Here is a 19,720-nt window from a genome sequence, read left to right as displayed (position 1 = left end):
GTAGTTATTTACTTGGAATAGTATGAATAAAATCATATCACCACGCGTAAGGTTTAATGTAAGATTTTGATAATTATTAGAAATTAAGAAAAGGGGATCGGGTTACTCAGATATGAATTTAGACTGGGAGTTTATCTACGAGAGTTTGCCGCTTTATGGTGAGGCGATGTGGCTGACAGTGAAGCTAGCGTTGTTAGCTATTGTATTCTCACTTCTTTTTGGATTACTGTCCAGTATCGTCTTGTACTATAAGGTCAAAATCGTCAGTGAGGTTATTAAGATCTACATTGAGCTTTCACGGAACACCCCTTTACTTGTGCAGCTCTTTTTTCTTTACTATGGCTTACCTAAGATCGGAATTCACTTTAGTGAGATGACCTGTGCGATTGTAGGCATGACATTTTTGGGCGGGAGCTATATGACGGAGGCTTTTCGAAGTGGGTTCGAGGCAGTTAGCCTATCTCAGATTGAAGCAGGACAGAGCATTGGACTGTCTAAGCTGCAGCTGGTCAGATATGTTATTTTTCCTCAAGCCTTTGCGATAAGTATTCCTTCTTTAGGGGCAAATGCGATCTTTCTGCTGAAGGAGACCTCTATTGTAGGTGCCATTGCTTTAATGGATTTGATGAATGTGGCAAAAGACTTGATCGGCATGCATTACAAAACAGCGGAGTCTCTGCTCCTTCTGGTACTCGCCTATTTGGTGTTAGTCCTGCCCCTATCGCTTTTATTGACTTGGGTGGAAAGGAAGGTGAGATATGCAGAATTCGGGGATTGAGGTGCTTTTTGAAGGTTCTAATTTCGAACGATTGTTAGGGGGCTTACTTGTAACGATTGAAATTTCATTTCTCTCTATTGGAATCGGTACGTTATTAGGTATCCTTATGGGATTGCTCCGGACGCTGGGATCGAGGCCATTAAGGTTTATATTACGTCTTTATTTGGAGACCTTTAGAATTATTCCGATTCTAGTGTGGCTGTATGTAGTACATTTCAGTTTCTCTCCATTACTTCATATCGATATCAGCGGGGAGGCTACCTCTATATTGGTGTTCAGCTTATGGGGAGCTGCGGAGATTGGGGATCTTGTTCGTGGAGCTTTGCAATCTATGCCAAAACATCAGGTGGAATCTGCCAGGGCGCTAGGTCTGAGCAGCAGTCAACTTTATCGGCATATTTTGATCCCGCAGGCTGTACGCAGAATGCTGCCGGGAATGATTAATCTTGCCACACGAATGATCAAGACAACATCACTGGTGGTGCTGATTGGAGTGATTGAGGTGGTAAAGATCGGGCAGCAAATTATTGAACTCGGCGTGATAAAAGCGCCCACCGCTTCATTCTGGGTATACGGCTTTATCTTTATATTATATTTTTCTGTATGTTTTCCGTTATCCAGACTTTCGAAAAAAGTTGAAAGCAGATGGCAAAATTAAGGCTTAGGAAGGAACGGTTGTAATGGCAGATTCCGGAGAACTCCTGCTGGAGGTTACACAATTACACAAATATTTTGGAGAGCGAAAGGTTCTGGACGGCATTGAATTGCAGGTGGAAAAAGGAGAAGTAATCGTTATTCTCGGTCCCTCTGGCTGTGGAAAAAGTACGTTCCTGCGTTGTCTTAACGGTTTGGAACCGGTTCAGGAAGGGGCGATACAATATCGCGGGCAGAACCTTGCGGGGGCTGCTGTAGATTGGCGTGAAGTTAGGCAGCATATCGGAATGGTCTTTCAAAATTATGAGTTATTCCCGCATATGACGGTTATGGATAACATTCTTCTAGGTCCTCTGAAAGTACAAAAGAGAGAGCTTAAAGAAGCAACGCAGCAAGCGGAACAGCTCTTAGAGCGGGTTGGGCTGCTAGAGCGTAAACTGGACTATCCACGCCAGCTTTCCGGTGGACAAAAGCAGAGAATAGCTATAGTAAGAGCTTTATGTATGAACCCGGAGATTATGTTATTTGATGAAGTGACGGCATCCTTGGATCCGGAAATGGTTCGGGAAGTGCTTGATGTGATCTTAGGGCTTGCTCAGCAAGGAATGACGATGATCATCGTGACTCATGAAATGGGGTTTGCCAAATCGGTTGGGGATCGGATCGTGTTTATGGATCAAGGAAAGATATGTGAGATCGCTGCCCCCCAACAATTTTTTACCCACCCTGCGACAGAACGTGCCCAGCATTTTCTGGATATATTTCAGTACGAAAAATTATAGAAATAGGAGAGGAAGAGAAATGAAGAAAAGTTTGAAATGGCTAACGATGCTGGTAAGTGTAAGTATATTATTGATGGGATTAGCTGCTTGCGGCAATAGTTCGGATAACAACGGAAACTCAGCATCTTCTAAATTCACTTCTATTGAACAGCTAAAGAAGAAAGGGAAGATTAAGATCGGCGTATTTGCAGACAAACCACCTTTTGGTTATGTGGACGCTGAGGGTAAAAACCAAGGGTTTGATGTGTATATTGCCAAACGCTTTGCCAAGGATCTGCTAGGGGATGAATCGAAGGTTGAATTTGTGTTAGTTGATGCTGCCAGCCGCGTGGCTTATCTTGAATCAGGTAAGGTTGATATCATTATGGCTAACTTTACGGTCACCGAGGAAAGAAAAGAAAAAGTGGATTTTGCTAATCCGTACATGAAATTATCCTTTGGGATCGTATCCCCAGACAGTGCTCCAATCACTTCCATTGATCAATTAAAAGGGAACAAGCAAAAGCTCATTGTAGCTAAAGGTACGACAGCGGAAACCTATTTTACCAAAGAATATCCGGATATTGAATTGCTCAAATTCGATCAGTACACCGAGATTTTTGCAGCGCTTAAAGATGGTCGGGGGGCGGCAATCGCTAACGATAATACAGAACTCATTGCTTGGGCTAAATCGAATCCTGGATTTACGGTCAGCATTCCTGCTTTTGGGGGTCAGGATACAATAGCTCCAGCAGTGGCAAAGGGGAATAAGGAATTGCTGGATTGGATTAATACAGAACTTGATACCCTTGGTAAAGAACAATTTATCCATCAAGCCTACAAAGAAACCTTAAATGAAATTTACGGTGAAGGATATACCGATGAGCTTGTCGTTGAAGGCGGGAAAATCCAGTAACGGATTGGGAATAACATTGCGGGGGCATCTGAGAAGATGCCTTTTCTGCAGATAGACTATTGCAATTTCTATAATGCCGAGTATAATACTGGGTATACAAAGAATAAGGAGTCGGTGAAAATGTCTGTCGATGATTATCTGGATCTTCTAAACTACGCCAAAGCAATTAACGATGGACAGTGGCAAGCTGACATTATAGACCGTTTGAATAAGCTGAGTAAGGCTTCTCATGCTGAGACAACAGAACAAAGTGTGAAAGAGCTGTGGAGTCAATTCGACGATGTAAATGCCATATTAATGGATTTATTTAATAAGCTGAGGGAAAGTGCGGATCCAGTAGAGCAGTATCGGTGGAAAGAGAAAATCTGGGAGTTAAAGCAGGAACGGATTAATCTATCGAAGAAGATTCAGAGTAGATATATCAGGATATAATTTAAGCCCACATTGTAATAGAAAATAAAAAAAGGCATGCAGTTAGTCTGCTCTGCCAAACTTACGATGGTCTATAGGCTACTTAGACATTTGCATTCCTTCGCGCATCATTGTCATACACATAGTCATCATTTCATCGCAGTCCTGCATTTTTTTCATCATCATATCCATGTTCATATCCATCATGCCCATTTCAGACATTTTTTCCATGCCCATCTTCATACAGTTCATCTTAGACATCATATCATCCATACACATGTTCATCATCATTTCCATACACATCTTGTCCATTATTAATTCCTCCCTTCTTTTAAATTACCTTTCTTCCATAAAATACTATACAATTTAGGAACAATCAACGCTAGATTTGATATTTTATTAACTTATTTTTCTTATTTGTCGTAATTATGTATATTCTTACCATGCGGATGTTATTAATCAGAATACTTATTTGCGGATCGGTGACTATAGGCTAGATTGCCTCAGGTCAGCGTTTTTTTACGTTCTACAGAGTGAGGAATTAATGAGCCGGATCATCACTCTGGGATAAACGAGAAGACACTGCCATAGGTCCCTGTAAATACGGGCTGACCGAATTTTTGTGTCCATTCCTTGAGTAGCTTATATGAGACATTTTTGCTCGTAATTACATAATCGGGCTGATCGTAATTAACGATCTCGGGAAGGTATTCAGAGAATCCGTGCATCGAGCGTTCAAAAGCAGTCCAACCCAATACGCCAAGAGAATCTTTTGTCACGAAGGGATCTTGTCTGCCATCACATAACACATCTCCCCCTCGAAACATGACATAGCCGGATGAACCGTAGTGGGCGAGAACTTTGGGTCGTGTACCTTCAGATGTATGCTGCAGAATATAGTCCATTTCATCTACAGGATATTTTTTGGCGTCAATAACTGGTGGTACAAGGAATAGATAAGCAATGTTTAGCAGCAGGCCAACTGCCAGTACCCCTCGTAATGTACTTTGTCGGACTAGAATACCTGTTTTGGTGAACTCAGGAAGCGCATCAAAAAATACAGCTGCAAAATAGGGGATGAACAGCCACATAAACAGGTTTTGCTTGAAGTTTGATACACCGAGGTATAGAATCCCAAGCATAAGAAAAAAGCGGAACGGTTTACGCTGGAGTGCAAAAGGAAGTGTACAGGCAAAGAACAAAAGCAATAGTAAGATGGGCAAATTCTCCAAGCTATTGAACCGAATCGGCTGCCATTCATTGATCAGCAGGTTAAAGTTCTTTTTCGTAACTGTCAAAATAAACAAGAGACTTTTTACGCCGCCTGGATTTAGAATGCCAACTAACCAGACGAGAATGAAGACTATGATTTTACGCCCATTCAGCGTTTTTTGGATCAAGGATTCAAGCAGAGCCATCCCTGTAAATACAGCAATTACAAGCCATACTCCTGCATGGAAATTGGCAATGGCAATAGAAAGAGCAATCATCGCAGCGGCATATTTCTTTTGAGAACTCATTTGATATTCACGCAAATATATGAAAAACCAGACAATCATAAACGAAGAGATCATCTGTGGACGGCCTTTGAAATAATTATAATAAATCCAGCAAGAAATTAGCAGCACAAAAGGGAGCAGGAGAACATGGTCTTCTTGAAGTCCCAGTTCTTTGCGTGAAACCTTACCCAGCCGAAGCAATCCGAGCACTAAAAAGAACAAGCATACAGCGGTCAAAATATACACACCCGGCCATCCAAAAGCTGCATAAAGCGGGGCAACGAGCAGCTGGAATCCGAATTCATGAGGGACGTAGGGCAGCTTATCTCCGTAAAAAGTATGTATGGCATGATGTAGAACTTGTCCGTGCTCGATCATATATTGCCCTAGCTCTATATGCCAGAAGGTATCGGGATCATTGTAAGAAAATTTAGGGAACATCAGCAAGATAGCGGCTATAACGAATATGCCATACAAACATTTGTGTATATTGAATTTCATCATTATTTTGTTTCCCCCCGTTTTTTGTTCAATTATAACGAGACTTTCTTAAGGAACAGTAAAATTTATGAAGCGGAGTGAACACTCATGCATCAACTCTTTACGTGGATATCTGAAACAGCGCTTCACCTTGTTAATTCTATGGGCATTTGGGGCATATGGTTAGGGATGATTCTAGAGAGTGCCTGTATTCCCATTCCCAGCGAAGTGATTATGCTCAGCGGTGGCTGGCTGATTGCGCAAGGCTCGCTTACTTTTATGGAAGTTGCAGTTGCTGGGATATTCGGAAACCTACTGGGTTCCATCATTGCCTATTATATTGGTAAGGCTGGTGGACGCCGGTTATTAGAGAAATACGGAAAATATATTCTCTTGAATGAGCATCATTTGGAGCAATCGGAGCGTTGGTTCGAGCGTTATGGCGAGAGTACCGTATTTTTTACTCGTATGTTGCCCTTTATTCGTACTTTTATCTCACTGCCCGCAGGGGTTGCTGGAATGAAAGCTTGGAGATTCATAACATTTACAGCACTCGGCTGTATCCCGTGGAACTTAGCTTTGATCTATCTGGGATACCGCTTAGGTGACAACTGGGGTATCGTTGAGCAATTTATTCGCCCAATCAGTTATACCATTTGTGGAATCGTGGTGCTTCTTGTGTTGAGATGGTTGGTACGGAGATTTCGTAACCAGACTTAATGACAACTCTTCGGGTGATTCCTGCTCGGTGAGCCTCGCAGCTTATTATGGATAAATAAAGGTTAGGAACGTCGATGCTAGAACTAACTGTTATATGTTGAATGTATTCTATATTCAAGATTAATCTACTTATGTCTGGGAGGTTTGAAATGAAGGTTAAACGAATCGTCGCCAATATAAACACGAAGGATATCACGGCAGCTAAATGCTTCTACGAGGATGTGCTCGGTCTTGATTTAATGATGGATCATGGTTGGATTAGAACTTATGGTTTAGACGAGGAGATGAGCATCCAGATTAGTTTCGCCTCACAGGGTGGCTCAGAAACGTCTACGCCTGATCTTTCAATTGAAGTCGATGATGTCGACACTGCATTTGAAAGCATGAAGAAAGCTGGATTTCTGATAGAATATGGGCCTGTTGATGAGCCTTGGGGTGTTCGGCGATTCTATGTCCGCGACCCGTTTGGCAAACTTATCAACATCCTTGAGCATAGACATTAGAAGAGTGGCCACGGCGTGCAGAAATCTTGATTGTTCAATTAATGGGCAGATTTTATTAAATGGAAATATTATTAATTCAAAGGATATTAAAGTGATAATGACCAGAGGGTACTTTAAACCTGTTATTGGGATATTACCTTACAGGAGGAAGATCGTCCCATTAGATATGGCATTTAGGTATTCAAAAGCACTATTTGGCAGTTAAATGCGGTATTATATGGTACGATTATCCATAAGAGATGAGGTGCCTTTATCAAGAAGAAATATGCTTTCCTAATCGTTTCCATATTATTATTTGTGATGGCTTATACAAAACCAAGTAGTCAAGATTATGATAATTACCTCCTTAAGGTTCACGGTCTTAAATGTGACAGTTCCGAAAGCTCAAATTGCTTTCATACTATTAATGACTTGAAATCATCAAGTCTCACACATCAGATTATTTTTATGACAGCAGAAACAAAAATTTTTGGAGAGGCAGATAATAAAATACGAGTAGTTGGTATTTTTAATCATTTTTTTGTAATAGAAAATCGTCTTCATCCTAAATCAGATAATAACAATAATATCGATGCTCCGTTAAGCTAACGGGCAGACGATAGTTGAATAATTTCGCGAATAACTTAAGTCGTGACGAATTTACGAAGTTCGCAAAAAGACGTTAGTCGAAAGAAGTTCTTAGTTTAGGAGGAGTCTATATGATATTAGAAAAAGTTATAAATAGAATTGTAATACAAAGTGAATATAAGGATTTTGTTGATAAGTATATAGATAATATACTTACCGAATTCAAGGGTAAGATTCATAGCATTTATATGTGTGGCTCGATTCCAAAAGGAACTGCTAAACCTTTTAATTCAGATGCAGACTTTACTATTGTATGTGTAAATCCCAAAGATATTGATTACGAAAGATTGTCAAATATTAAGGACAGGCTTTTGGAAGAATATCCAGTAGTAACTAAGATTGATACGATAATTTGCTCGATTGAAGATGTATTAAGTAAACCAAATGAGTGGGGTTTTTGGGTAAAGATAATTTGTGTTTGCCTATATGGTCATGACGTTGGTGAAAAAGTACCACCGATAATTATTTCTCCAGAGTTCATTTTAGACTTAAATACAGAGACCAAGGAGGAAGTAGATCGTATACATAGTTCACTTTCTAATGCTAGTGATAACACAATGAAAACTAGATATATTAAAGGTTACTCTAAGAGATTAATTCGTGCATTATACTCTTTGGTTTTAGAAGATACAGGGGTATGGCAAGATGACATTATTAAGATGAAGAATGCCCTATTAAAATATTGTGAGATTGACTCCGCATTAGTTGATTATCTGTATGCTTGTTACTTGGATAGTAATGTACTTGTTGAAGAGTTTCTGGGAATTGCAGATGAAGTATATAACTATTTTGAGAACGCCTTAAATGCAATGGCTGCTTCCAGAACTTCCTTCGGCTAACACCATATTGACGCTCCGGGTCACTCTGAGAAGCGAGTGACCACATCCAGCCCCATAAGCTCGTCAGGACGTCACTGCGTTAGGTGTTTGGCAAGCCTCACAATAAGCAGCGACTCTAATTAAAACTTAAGACTATTAAGCTAACGGGACACTATAGCTTAATAACGCCAAGACGAAGCTGCCGACTTGATTTGGCAGCTTCGTTCTGCTAACGGGCAGGTTAATGCAATGAATATTTACTTACAATGGATTAATATGAATAAGAACGTAAGTTCTTGAGTGATCGTTGTTAAAAATTATAAAAAGGAGAAATGTAGCATGGGGATTTCTGTTTATTACACTTGTATGAGAAACCATAACCTTACCAACAGTGAGGAGCAAGAGATAACGGCCATCATTGATAAATACATTGTGGGTTTTGAAATGAAGGATATTGGAGAAACATTTTGTGTTTATGACTATGAGCAGGATGAACCAACAGTGATCTTTGCAGGTTCAACAAAGCTACCCTTTTCAGCTGATTTTGAAGATACATTGCATGCGTTGTTTTATTGGTTGACCTGTTTGACGGATATTAGAAGAAGTATTTCTAATGGGGATTGGCATGTGCATCTAGATGATACGGATGCCATTTGGGATGAGGAAAGGGGTTGGCAAATGCCAGAAGATTAGTATTCATATTCCCAACAAAGTAATGCAGGGATCTCATGTAAGTGCATGTGCGAGGCAAATCAAAAATGTATCAATTAATCATTGAATTAAGTAGGGGAGAAATTCCTCTCTTTACTGCTTTCTTCAGACTGTCTGTTACTGAACTAACGGGAAACTATAGTTGAATAATACATTACATTGATAAGCAGGTGCTTCGGTATCCTGCTTTTTTTATTAAGCTAACAGGCAGGTTAGTGCAATAAAACTTTACCAATTGTGGTACTATTTTTAAAATGACTTCGAAAAGTGGTGATATCATGAAATTTGTTTTGATATTTGGTCCTCAGGCAGTAGGTAAAATGACAGTGGGGCATGAACTGGAAATGATATCTGATTTAAAATTGTTCCACAATCATATGACGATAGAATTGCTGGCTCCTTATTTTGGTTTCAGTAGTGAAATGTGGGGATTATCGGATAAATTCCGTCAGGATATATTTGAAGCAACAGCCGCCAGTAAAATGTATGGAATGATATTCACATATGTATGGGGATTCGATTTGCAGAGCGATTGGGATTATGTCGATAAAATTTGTAAAATATTTGAGGATCAAGGTGCGGATGTCTATTTTGTTGAGCTTGAAGCCGATCTCGAGGAGAGAATAGAGCGTAACAAGACTCCCCATAGACTTGAACATAAACCGACAAAGAGAGATCTCACATTCTCTGAACAGGATTTAAAACAGACAATGGAGCTACATCGATTGAACTCGTTAGAGGGAGAAATTATAAAAGAAAACTATTTGAGAATAAACAATACGAAAATCAACGCTCGTGAAGTTGCTGAAATCATAAAAAATAGATTCGCTTTATAAGATTCTTGTTAAACTAACGGGAAACAATAGCTTAATCTAAAACGAAGGTAGCTGGTCTATATGAACGGCTACCTTCGTTGCACTAAAGGACACATTTCCCCTTAATCTATATAGAATTGAAGATGAGATAGCAGGAAATCTTGCATCAGCTAGGGAACACCAAATTATGGATTTATAAATGAACATGAAAGGTTGATCCTAGTTTATGAATGACTATAATCTCACCTTCGTAGCCAAAGCGAAAATGATGCTTGTACAACCTTTGCTGCTTGCCCTGATCGTTATACTTGTGGTCAGTAGCCTTACTGCCTGCGATAATTCCACCGCAGGCAAGACAGCAAGCAAGTCTGCGCAGCCGACCAAGGATGTACCTGTGGTGACGCAAGCATCTGGCAGCATTTATCTGTACGGTGAAGCACACGGCGTAGCCAAGATATTGGACAAGGAATATAAATTGTGGTCTCAATACTACCATAACGAGGGCATGAGGCACTTATTCGTCGAGCTGTCCTATTTTACCGCCGAATACTTGAATCTATGGATGCAGTCGGACAATGACGATATTTTAGAGGAGATTTATGATGATTGGGAACGGACACTTAATCACAACCCTGATATCAAAGAGTTCTACAAAAAAATAAAGAGCGAGTGTCCTGAGACGATTTTCCACGGTACAGACATCGGGCATCAATATGATATTACCGGGAGCCGCTTTTTATCTTATCTTGCGGCAAACGATCTGGGAGAATCGGAGAAGTATACTTTAACAATGGAAGCGATCCGGCAAGGTCGTGTTTTTTACAGCAAAGAAGACGGTGTATATCGGGAAAACAAGATGACCAAAAATTTTATCCGAGAATTTGAAAAGTTGAGCAACGAGAGTGTCATGGGCATTTACGGCTCAGCACATACCGGGCTTGATGAAATGGACTATACTACCCAAACCATCCCTTGTATGGCCAATCAATTACAGGAGCATTATGGTTTTAACATTTATTCTGAGAACCTAAGCAAGATTGCTAAAGATATTGAGCCATCCAGAGCAGATTACATCTCCTTACAGGGCAAGGAATATGCAGCATCTTATTTTGGTAAGCAGGATTTGAACGGGTTCAAGGATTACGCCCATCGAGAATTTTGGCGATTGGAGGACGCCTATGAAGATGTCCAAGACCTTCCGCTGGTGGACAATTATCTTCCTTACGATAACTATCTGATGCCGATAGAAGTAGGCCAGGTCTTTGTGGTCAATAGCACCAAAACAGACGGTTCAGTGCAAAGAGATTACTATCTGTCTAGCGGCCAAGTTGTGGAGGGTGTGAACTCAACACAACAATTCACAGCAGAGTGACGATCAGTAATATGATGATTATCTCAAGTACAACACGCTCGCTCATACATCGTGCGTTCATAAAAGCTAATTGGGAAAATTGTCACGTGCCGAAAATGAGTGCTCGGTTTATATAAGAGTGGATCCAAAATTCACCGCTTCAACCAAAGCGGTGAACCGTAGGTAGGGGTGAGTTTTTTACTGATTGCATTACGCTAACAGGAGACGTTATCTCAAATACGATTAGGCAGCCCGTCAGTCAAAGCGATCAGCTGCTTTTTTTAATGAACAGGTAGGATAGCGTAGCCACGATATTTGAATATAATACAGTTCACCGTAATGTGTCCAAACACAAAGTACAGTTTGACCACAAATGTATATCCGTATATAAAGCAAAAAAACACTCCTGACAATGGAGTGTTTTTTCTTTTATTCAAATTTATTTGAAGTCCATGTAGCAACTCCATTCATTGGACTTGCAACAACTAGCCAGTTATCAGATTCTACTCCCACCTGCCAACATTCATACTTCTCATGAAAACCAATACCAAATAATATGCTTCCCGATTCAAAGCTTATAATTAAATGTGGAGTGCTGTCTCCCAATTGTATATCTATAATCTTTTCACGTCTCATCTTTATGATCTGACTGTATTTTTCTTCCTCAGAAACATCTGCAATTCGACTTTCGTTGCTAGGGTATTGAGAGGGAACTGAATCAAATATAGTCCACTTTGATTCAATGTTTAGGTACAGTTGACCAGCTAAATCATCGAACTCGTTCAGCAAAGTCCCTATTTTCTTTATTCATTCCGTTCCCCAGCTCTTTTCATCAACGTATAAGCCAGAATCATTACACCATATCTTGGATATCTTGGATTTGTCGGTGTTGGCTTTTCGCTTCAAATTTAGCGTTTTGGCATTTTGCTCTCATCCATGTACAGCAGATTCCAGCGGTGACCGTCCAGGTCGGCAAATCCTGCGCCGTACATCCAACCGTCAGTCTCACTTGGCTTGCCAAAGATGTTTCCTCCGGCAGCCTCTACTTTTTGGATAAAGGCATCTACTTCTTCTCTGCTTTCAGCACCAATGGAGAATATTACTTCAGCGTTATGGGAAGTATCTGCGGTTTTTGAACCAGTAAATTTCTCAAACGCCGCATCCGGGAACAGCAGAATTGTTGTTTGACTTATAACAAGCTTAGCTCTCTCGTTCCCAACACTCACCGCTTGAAATCCAATCTCATTGAAAAAGGCAGTTGACCTCTCAACATCTTTGACTGGCAGGTTAATCCAAATCTCCTGTGACATGGCTGTAGCCTCCTAATATATTTTCATTCCTACTATACTCTACTTCTGGCAGCAGAAGCGATCTCTTTCGCATCTCACCTTTAGTTGAAATACTCGATAGTTTTCTCAATAAATGCCTTGGCCGATTTTGTCAGAAAACGGTCGGACCGATGAATGATCTCAAAGTGACGATATGGCGGATCGTCTGTAATTCGGATGCAGCGTAATGTTGGTTCATTCATTGCTTGGATCAAACGGTAAGGCAGCAATGTTCCTCCGACATTGGCTTTCACCAAGCTAATAATGGAAGTTGCCGAACTGGTCTCCATGATCGTATCTAAGCTGAATCCATATTTACGACAATAGCCATCAACCAATTCTCTGCCTGTAAATCCTTCGGGGAACATCACAGTTTGGATATTACGCAGTTCCTGGATTACGATCGTGCTTCGTTCAGCCCAATCATGATTCTCAGAAACGACAAGTACATATTCTTCACTGCACAAGGGAATGCGTACAAGCCGATCATCTGGAGCAGAGGTGATCTCGATCCCGATGTCTACTTCATTATCCAGTACTTGATTCAAGACGTAGATCGATGAGATAACCTTCAGCTGCACCTTGGGGAATCGCGTATGAAAATTCACGAGCAATGGGGTGAGCCGGTAGTCTAGATCGGAAGGGAGAACACCAATTACCAACCGACCTCGTTGATCATTGCGTAATTCAGCTAACGCATCCTGGGTATTCTGTAAATGCCGAATCATCTGTACACAGTGCTCCAAAAACAGATTTCCTGCTTGAGTCATCACAATCTTTTTGCCGACTCGGTCAAATAAGGGAACTCCGAGTTCATCCTCGAGCGCGCGTATTTGTTGACTTAACGTAGGCTGAGATATGCCAAGCTTCTCAGCTGCTCGTGTAAAATGAAGCTCCTCACACACAGCAATGAAGTTTTCCATCTGACGAATCTCCATAAGAATGACCTCTAATCATTGGTTTTAGTAATCATTTTAATAGAAACAATAGTATTGTTCAATCATTCTAATGATTCTATACTTAATCGTGCACCGACCAAAGATCTGTTATTAACAAAAAGGGTCATCGGTGAATGCATCGATACTACTACCATGAGGTGATTCATAATGAAAATTTTTTATATCGTCTTGGCGCTTATTCTGGCTTCACTGAATTTACGCCCCCCCATTACATCCATTTCTCCTCTAATGAGCACCATCCAGAATGATTTGGGTATAAGCGGGATTACCGCCAGTCTGTTAACCACACTTCCGGTATTATGTATGGGTATATTTGCTCCGTTCTCCGTAAGATTAAGTAGAAAGTGGGGAAATGAGGGCGCGATTGTTCTGGCTTTAATTCTCATTGGGTTAGGTACGGGATTACGATGGTTTGTTGGTACAACTCCTTTGATGATGTTCACTTCTTTTCTATCCGGTGTAGGGATTGCATTGGCAGGGCCGCTCTTGTCCAGCTTCATTAAGCAGTACTTCCCTGACCGAGTGGCATCCATGGTGGGTATTTACTCTACAGCGATGGTGATGGGGGCCAGCATTAGTGTGGGACTATCGGTCCCGCTACAGCATACGCTGGGTGGTTCGTGGAGAGGCTCGTTGGCTGTATGGGCATTACTCGCAGCTATTGCATTGCCGATCTGGTTGAGACTAGCCAGGTCTGCTCGCACAGATCGCCAATCCGGTAAAATCTCGAGTGTACTCAATGCACCACTTCCGGTGAACAACAGACGTGCCTGGGTGCTGACATTATTCTTCGGGCTGATGGCAGCGATCTTCTATTCGTTGACCGCTTGGCTTGCGCCAGCGATCCAAAGCCAGGGGTATAGCCAAGAGACTGCCGGCAAAATCCAAACTTTATTTACATTGATATCGCTGCCCTCTACTTTGTTCATTCCGATGCTTGTACATCATTACCAAAGACGTGTATTCTGGCTTGTCGGGTGTGCTTTATTGGAGTTGATGGGTGTCCTGATGCTTAACCTATCCGTTAGCCCCTGGCTCGCGGCGATTCCACTCGGTATTGGGGCGGGAGGGCTGTTCCCGATTGCACTGATGTTGCCCATTGATGAAACAAGTAATGCTCAGGAAGCCAGTAGCTGGTCCGCAATGAACCAATCTGGTGGCTACATTCTCGGAGCGCTTGGGCCGCTAGCCATTGGCTGGCTGCACGATGCAACAGGCAGCTTCGTTCAAGCATTTTATGGATTGGCTGTAATCATCGTGCTTCAGATTATCGTTCAAATGGCTATAGGAAATAAAAAAAGTTATCCATCCATTTCTCGTCTCCATTAAAGGTTTCGTGTGATAGCTTCATGTTGTTCAATTAGTGAAGTTGTGCTTGCATGGACCTGTGAACGTACGTGGTGTAATTCAACTAGCGGGCAGGATAATGGAAGTGATTTGTAGAAAAAAACCTATAAATGAAAATGACAAAAGTGGACAATTCTACCGACAGTTGAATAAAGCGCCTGTGAAAATTCAACCACCGCTTGATAGGATTGCGTTTGAGGAAATGCTATGCTGTTTTCGACAGTGCGCACTGTACATTTTGTTTTATTGGAGGTATACAATGCTCGACTTGCGTAAAATTGGAGCTTATATTTCGAAGCTTCGCAAAGACCAGGATTTGACCCAATTGGAACTTGCCGATCAACTGAATGTAAGTCATCAAGCGGTATCGAAATGGGAACGGGGCGACTCGCTACCGGATATCGGGACGCTTCCGCAGTTTGCGAGGTTATTCGGCAAAACGGTAGATGACATTTTAAATGCAGGAGACAACGCAGAAAATCGGGAGCACCTTCACCTAGGAACGATCGTTGAGGAGATCGCAGAGAACAGGCCGGACCAAGTTGCAGAGATGGTCAATATCGGTGAGATGAAGGTGGAAGAACTTGTTGAAGTAGCACCGTTTGTAAAAGCAAGCGCTCTGCATAAGGTTACAGAACGATTAGACAGCAGCGTCCTTAAGTTAGACTTGATCATGCGGCTGGCTCCGTTCCTGGGAACAGATACATTGGATGAACTGGTTCGTCAGGCAGAAGAGGGCGAAATTGTGTGGAATGTCATTACTGGACTCGCTCCGTTCGTCAGCAGCGACACATTAAGCCGACTGGTAGATAAATCGATTGACGGTTCCTTAGAAGTGCACAATCTTGTTGGAATTGCCCCGTTTCTTGAAAGAGAACATGTAGATCGGTTGGTTCAACAAACAGAAGAGGGTAGCTTGAGCTGGCATTTCGTTCAAGGGCTGGCACCCTTTATTAGCAGAAAAACGTTAAGCCGCTTGGTAGACCGGGTTGCAGATGGCACTATTGATGCGAACCGGATCATAAGCCTCGCCCCTTTTCTGGACAGGGAAAGTCTCGAGAAGTTAATTAGTGGAGTCGAAGCTGAACATATTAGCCCAGATCTGCTGGCAAGCCTTGCTCCTTTCGTCGATCAAGGGACATTGAGCAGAATGGTGACAAACTTATTAAATAAAGTAAAGTAGACACGTTAACGGAGATTGGTGATGCATAGGCAATGGCGTTAAGCTAACGGGAAACGCTAGTTCAATAAACACGATAAAGGCAGCCCGTCAGTAAATGTGATCGGCTGCCTTTATTCAACTAACGGCTAAGTTACCTTAATCAACTAAGTGGTGGATAAAATATAAATATAAGAGTTCTCTCCCGAACTATTAGAAAAAGTCATGGTACGATGTCCTTATTCGGTTGTTTCAGGGGGAGTGAGGAAAACATGTTAAATACTCATGATGTTGCAATAGAAGCATTAACTTGTTATTCAATTACTTATCAATCAATAGATCATATTGGTCAAAATGCAAACACTATCTATAAAGTGACAGATGAAGAAAGTAACTGCTATAGTTTGCGGATACATCTATCAAAAAATGATTCGATGGAAAGGATTTGGTCTGAGGAAAAAGTCATTCATTCAGAAATGATTTGGCTGGAATCATTAATAAATGATACTGATCTGGTGTTACCGTCACCTATAAAAAATAACATTGGTGAATATGTTACTAAGATAGCTGACATGAACTGTACATTGGTAAAATGGGTGGAGGGTGAGCAAAAACAATTTGTTCCAACAGTCAATGATGCCGAGTACGTAGGCGAATTGATCGGAAAGCTTCATAAACAATCAGCTATTTGGAAGGTTCCGCAATCATTTACTAGACCATCCTTTGATAATACTAGAATTTCACAATCATTAGAAAAGCTCAAACAGCTTGCTGACGGTGGTGAGCTCAATAAAAATGATGTGGCAATTCTGCAATTGGCCGGTGAACGTGCAATTTTAATGATGAACGATATAGAAAGAACGCCTGGTAACTGGGGGATAATTCACGCAGACTTGATTCCAAGTAATTTTGTGTTTCATAAACAAGAAGCTAGAGCCATTGATTTTGGTGCTTGCGGGTTCGGATATTATTTATTCGATTTAGGTTGGACACTTTCTTATATCCACCCAGCGTTCAGAAGCCAGTTGCTAGAATCATACGCCAAACAATTCGACCTGCCTCATAACTATGTTCAACAGTTAGAAGGCTTCTTTGTAGCGGCCCAACTCGAAACAATGAATTTTTGGCTTGGGTTGCCTGAATCTAATGAGTGGTTACCCAGTCACATTAGTAGATTAGCAAGTCGAGAATTTAAGTTATATGTAAATAAAGAAGAATTTCTTTTTAGTGGGACTCCTTACTGGGAATAGTTTGTTTAATTAACGGGAAACGATGGCTCGATAATCACAATCTGGCAGCTGCATGACCGCCTGCCTTTTACTTGATCTTGACCGTATCGGACCGTATTGCAGCTATTTCAGCATATGGGTTTATATTGCGAAGGTTTCGGACTGTATAGCTCTTATTGCCCTTGATTTGCGCAGAAAAGAAGTACATTTGAGAGAATAGCTGCAACTGAGTCCGATAGTGTGGCAAAACGAGCTGAATTATGGAAATAAGAGCAACTGAGTCCGAACAGTTGGTGAAAAGAACGCCGCCTGCAAATTTGCTCCTAAACGTGCTATCCAGTGTTTAAACTAGCCGTCTATAGCTCAAGCTATCTACACCGTGCGCGGAATTAGCTACCACTAGCCTAAGCTAACTACTCCGTGCGATAATTTAAGGATGGGCAAAGGTGAAAACGTTTATTCGCATATTACGCACCAATTAAACATTGGAAAGAAGCTTAATATAAACAAGAAGGCAGCCGATCAACACGATCAGCTGCTTTTGTTCATCTAAGAGTAATTCCTCAAATAAATAAAAGCATCCCTTGACTTTCCCCTACACGGGAAACTGTATACTCACATTATGTTATAGATTGGAGATGATATTTTGTTCAAAATCAGTGCTTTTTCTAGGCTAAGCAAGGTATCCTTAAAAACACTGCGTTATTACGACCAGATTGGTATACTTAGGCCGAAAAAAGTGGATCAGGATACGTGCTACCGTTACTATTCCGCAGATCAGCTTCTTGAGCTCAACCGAATTTTAATCTATAAGGAATTGGGTTTTACATTGCCTCAAATTAAACAGCTGCTTCAGGAAAATATTTCATTAGAAAATATTCAAGGCATGTTTAAGCTGAAAAGAAGCGAAATCCAGCATATCATCGATACGGAACAAGCTAAACTCGTCAGGATTGAGGAGCGTATGCAGCTTATAGAAAAAGAGGGTCAATTCGAAACGGGTCAAGAAATCAGAGTCAAGGCAGAGGCTGCTCAATGGTTTCTTTATCAGAAAGCATGCGGGAAAGAAGAGGACATTCCGGATTTGCTTCGCCAATTTGATCAGTTTATAACGACGGAAAATCGTCAATTATTTCAAGGTCCTCAGGTTGTTTTGTGGAAAGAAGTCGAAGGAAAAGAGGATGAGTTTGAGTTTGAAGTCGGGTATTTTTTAACCTGTGAGCTGCGATCATTTCCAGAACCGTTTCAGCTACGGACTCTTCCTCCTGAACCGATGATGGCCACAATGGCTTTTCATTCAAATACTAATTTTGATTGTGCGGCCTGTGTTCATTTAGCTAAATGGATTGAGAAAAACAACTATCAGATCAAGGAGAACGAACCGGGCAGGGAGTTGTATTTACCGTTAACTCCAGAACAAGATGCACAATTCATAGAAATACAAATTCCCATTATAAATAGATAACTGAAGAAGGTGGAGTGGGGGAAATTGAAAAATAAACGGATCATTTATATTCTGGCACTGGCTGTTTTTCTGATTGGAACCATTGAATATATTATTACGGGAGTTATTGAGATGATCGCTGTGGACTTGGGAGTATCTACTTCTGAAGTTGGATTATTGGTGACTGTGTTTGCCCTCTCTGCAGCCATTGTCGCTCCTGTTTTGATTGCATTAACGATCAATGCAGATCGCAAGAAACTACTAATGATCACCCTAGGTGTGTTTATTGCCAGCAACGGACTTATGTTTGTAGATCTTGCTTATGAGACAGTACTATGGATACGTATTATCCAAGGGGCTAGCGGAGGAATCGCTACCGTTGTAGCCATGGCAATAGCGACCCGACTCGTTGAAAAAGAAAAAAGGGGCAATGCCATCGGTATCATTTTGATGGGGCTTAGCAGTTCACTAGTGCTTGGTGTTCCTTTGGGCACATTTTTTAGTGAGATGTTTGGATGGAGAGTACTATTTATTTTAATCGGATTATTAAGTATTTTCCCATTACTTATCATTTATAAAAAGGTTCCGGCAATCAAAGAAGAGGAGAAGGTTACTCTTAGAATGCAGCTTTCTATTTTAAAAAATCCAACCCTTCTGATGGCCTTGGTTATTACGCTATTTTATGTCGGCGGCTATTCCACACTGTTTACTTATATTACGCCTTTCTTGCAAGCCACGTCCCCCCTTTCCATGACCGAAATCAGCGGTGTTCTGTTCCTAGCTGGCATTTGCAGCTTTGTCGGATCAAGGCTGGGCGGACAATTGGCAGATGCAAAGGGATCGAAATTTACCATTTGTCTCGGGCTCCTGTTACAAGGGGCGACTCTGCTTTTATTCGCTCTAGCTGGAGTCAATCTCTTGGTTTTAATATTGGTTTTAATGATTTTTATGTTAGCAACGTGGAGTATTTCCCCGGCCCAGCAACTATATCTGGTTACTCTGGCGCCTAGAAATCCGGACATTGCTCTTAGTGTAAATACTTCGTTCATCCAATTTGGCTTTGCACTGGGATCTGGATTAGGCGGGTTAGTCATCAGTCGTACATCTGTCCTATATTTGAATTGGCTGGGTTTTGCCACTGTATGCATAGCTTTACTTCTTGCCATCTTACTATTTAAAAAAAATGAGCAGTAGGACTAAAACTACTATG

Annotated in this window: 22 protein-coding genes; 17 read left to right on the top strand and 5 right to left on the bottom strand. The window is 41.2% G+C overall.

The genetic code is table 11. The features are described from left to right. Window positions 1-112: 112 nt before the first annotated feature. From MHH60_RS04790 to MHH60_RS04770, 5 genes are all read left to right on the top strand, one after another. The gene (locus tag MHH60_RS04790; RefSeq protein WP_076134605.1) at window positions 113-778 is read left to right on the top strand and encodes an amino acid ABC transporter permease; all 666 of its coding nucleotides are present in this window, start codon (window positions 113-115) and stop codon (window positions 776-778) included. Beyond that, window positions 759-1,436 carry an amino acid ABC transporter permease gene (locus tag MHH60_RS04785; RefSeq protein WP_036683130.1) on the top strand — a complete coding sequence of 226 codons (678 nt, stop codon included), beginning with the start codon at window positions 759-761 and terminating at the stop codon, window positions 1,434-1,436. Before MHH60_RS04790 ends, MHH60_RS04785 begins: the two co-directional genes overlap by 20 nt. A 22-nt stretch (window positions 1,437-1,458) precedes the next feature. Then, window positions 1,459-2,214 (top strand): amino acid ABC transporter ATP-binding protein, encoded by a 756-nt coding sequence (locus MHH60_RS04780; RefSeq protein WP_076134604.1) that lies wholly within the window; start codon window positions 1,459-1,461, stop codon window positions 2,212-2,214. 19 nt (window positions 2,215-2,233) lie between these two features. Next, complete coding sequence (locus MHH60_RS04775; protein WP_076134603.1) at window positions 2,234-3,109, top strand: cysteine ABC transporter substrate-binding protein; 876 nt, start codon at window positions 2,234-2,236, stop codon at window positions 3,107-3,109. Between the two features lie 120 nt (window positions 3,110-3,229). Then, window positions 3,230-3,541: a hypothetical protein gene (locus MHH60_RS04770; RefSeq protein ID WP_076134629.1), complete on the top strand. Its 312-nt coding sequence runs from the start codon at window positions 3,230-3,232 to the stop codon at window positions 3,539-3,541. Between the two features lie 78 nt (window positions 3,542-3,619). Here the strand turns inward: MHH60_RS04770 and MHH60_RS04765 are convergent, their stop codons facing one another. Together MHH60_RS04765 and MHH60_RS04760 are read right to left on the bottom strand one after the other, a co-directional pair. Continuing rightward, the gene (locus MHH60_RS04765; RefSeq protein ID WP_038572647.1) at window positions 3,620-3,832 is read right to left on the bottom strand and encodes a hypothetical protein; all 213 of its coding nucleotides are present in this window, start codon (window positions 3,830-3,832) and stop codon (window positions 3,620-3,622) included. 245 nt (window positions 3,833-4,077) lie between these two features. Then, the gene (locus MHH60_RS04760) at window positions 4,078-5,523 is read right to left on the bottom strand and encodes a hypothetical protein (RefSeq protein WP_076134602.1); all 1,446 of its coding nucleotides are present in this window, start codon (window positions 5,521-5,523) and stop codon (window positions 4,078-4,080) included. 84 nt (window positions 5,524-5,607) lie between these two features. On the opposite strand from MHH60_RS04760, the gene MHH60_RS04755 reads away from it, so the two are divergent. The 7 genes from MHH60_RS04755 (at window position 5,608) to MHH60_RS04725 (ending at window position 11,065) form a co-directional block, all read left to right on the top strand. After that, window positions 5,608-6,219: a DedA family protein gene (locus MHH60_RS04755; protein WP_076134601.1), complete on the top strand. Its 612-nt coding sequence runs from the start codon at window positions 5,608-5,610 to the stop codon at window positions 6,217-6,219. Between the two features lie 149 nt (window positions 6,220-6,368). Next, complete coding sequence (locus MHH60_RS04750; protein ID WP_076134600.1) at window positions 6,369-6,722, top strand: VOC family protein; 354 nt, start codon at window positions 6,369-6,371, stop codon at window positions 6,720-6,722. A gap of 297 nt (window positions 6,723-7,019) precedes the next feature. Further along, complete coding sequence (locus tag MHH60_RS04745) at window positions 7,020-7,310, top strand: hypothetical protein (RefSeq protein ID WP_143766672.1); 291 nt, start codon at window positions 7,020-7,022, stop codon at window positions 7,308-7,310. 110 nt (window positions 7,311-7,420) lie between these two features. Continuing rightward, window positions 7,421-8,188: a nucleotidyltransferase domain-containing protein gene (locus MHH60_RS04740; protein WP_076134599.1), complete on the top strand. Its 768-nt coding sequence runs from the start codon at window positions 7,421-7,423 to the stop codon at window positions 8,186-8,188. 318 nt (window positions 8,189-8,506) lie between these two features. Continuing rightward, entirely contained in the window at window positions 8,507-8,860 is a 354-nt protein-coding gene (locus MHH60_RS04735; protein WP_076134598.1) for a hypothetical protein, read from the top strand. 296 nt (window positions 8,861-9,156) lie between these two features. After that, window positions 9,157-9,714 (top strand): AAA family ATPase, encoded by a 558-nt coding sequence (locus tag MHH60_RS04730; RefSeq protein WP_076134597.1) that lies wholly within the window; start codon window positions 9,157-9,159, stop codon window positions 9,712-9,714. Window positions 9,715-9,919: 205 nt separating this feature from the next. After that, entirely contained in the window at window positions 9,920-11,065 is a 1,146-nt protein-coding gene (locus tag MHH60_RS04725; RefSeq protein WP_076134596.1) for a hypothetical protein, read from the top strand. A 408-nt stretch (window positions 11,066-11,473) separates the two neighbouring features. On the opposite strand, the gene MHH60_RS04720 is transcribed toward MHH60_RS04725, so the two are convergent. The 3 genes from MHH60_RS04720 to MHH60_RS04710 all read right to left on the bottom strand — a co-directional run bounded on the left by MHH60_RS04720 (window position 11,474) and on the right by MHH60_RS04710 (window position 13,295). Beyond that, window positions 11,474-11,833: a hypothetical protein gene (locus MHH60_RS04720; protein WP_081388938.1), complete on the bottom strand. Its 360-nt coding sequence runs from the start codon at window positions 11,831-11,833 to the stop codon at window positions 11,474-11,476. Window positions 11,834-11,952: 119 nt separating this feature from the next. After that, window positions 11,953-12,354 carry a VOC family protein gene (locus tag MHH60_RS04715; protein WP_076134595.1) on the bottom strand — a complete coding sequence of 134 codons (402 nt, stop codon included), beginning with the start codon at window positions 12,352-12,354 and terminating at the stop codon, window positions 11,953-11,955. 80 nt (window positions 12,355-12,434) lie between these two features. Next, on the bottom strand, window positions 12,435-13,295 hold the full coding sequence (locus MHH60_RS04710) for a LysR family transcriptional regulator (protein WP_232061427.1): 861 nt from the start codon (window positions 13,293-13,295) through the stop codon (window positions 12,435-12,437). A gap of 183 nt (window positions 13,296-13,478) precedes the next feature. Here MHH60_RS04710 and MHH60_RS04705 point away from each other — a divergent pair, with 183 nt between their 5' ends. From MHH60_RS04705 to MHH60_RS04685, 5 genes are all read left to right on the top strand, one after another. Beyond that, a complete protein-coding gene (locus MHH60_RS04705) occupies window positions 13,479-14,660 on the top strand; it encodes an MFS transporter (protein WP_076134593.1) in 1,182 nt (393 codons plus the stop codon). 277 nt (window positions 14,661-14,937) lie between these two features. Further along, on the top strand, window positions 14,938-15,861 hold the full coding sequence (locus MHH60_RS04700) for a helix-turn-helix transcriptional regulator (protein ID WP_076134592.1): 924 nt from the start codon (window positions 14,938-14,940) through the stop codon (window positions 15,859-15,861). A gap of 248 nt (window positions 15,862-16,109) precedes the next feature. Beyond that, a complete protein-coding gene (locus MHH60_RS04695; protein ID WP_076134591.1) occupies window positions 16,110-17,087 on the top strand; it encodes a phosphotransferase enzyme family protein in 978 nt (325 codons plus the stop codon). 625 nt (window positions 17,088-17,712) lie between these two features. Continuing rightward, a complete protein-coding gene (locus MHH60_RS04690) occupies window positions 17,713-18,531 on the top strand; it encodes a MerR family transcriptional regulator (RefSeq protein ID WP_076134590.1) in 819 nt (272 codons plus the stop codon). A 24-nt stretch (window positions 18,532-18,555) separates the two neighbouring features. After that, entirely contained in the window at window positions 18,556-19,704 is a 1,149-nt protein-coding gene (locus MHH60_RS04685) for an MFS transporter (RefSeq protein WP_076134589.1), read from the top strand. Window positions 19,705-19,720: the final 16 nt, after the last annotated feature.

The sequence above is a fragment of the Paenibacillus sp. FSL H7-0716 genome, from assembly GCF_038002705.1.
GTDB lineage: Bacteria > Bacillota > Bacilli > Paenibacillales > Paenibacillaceae > Paenibacillus_AQ > Paenibacillus_AQ odorifer.
The sequence above is the reverse complement of the archived record's forward strand: the minus strand, read 5'-3'. Positions and strand labels throughout refer to the sequence as shown.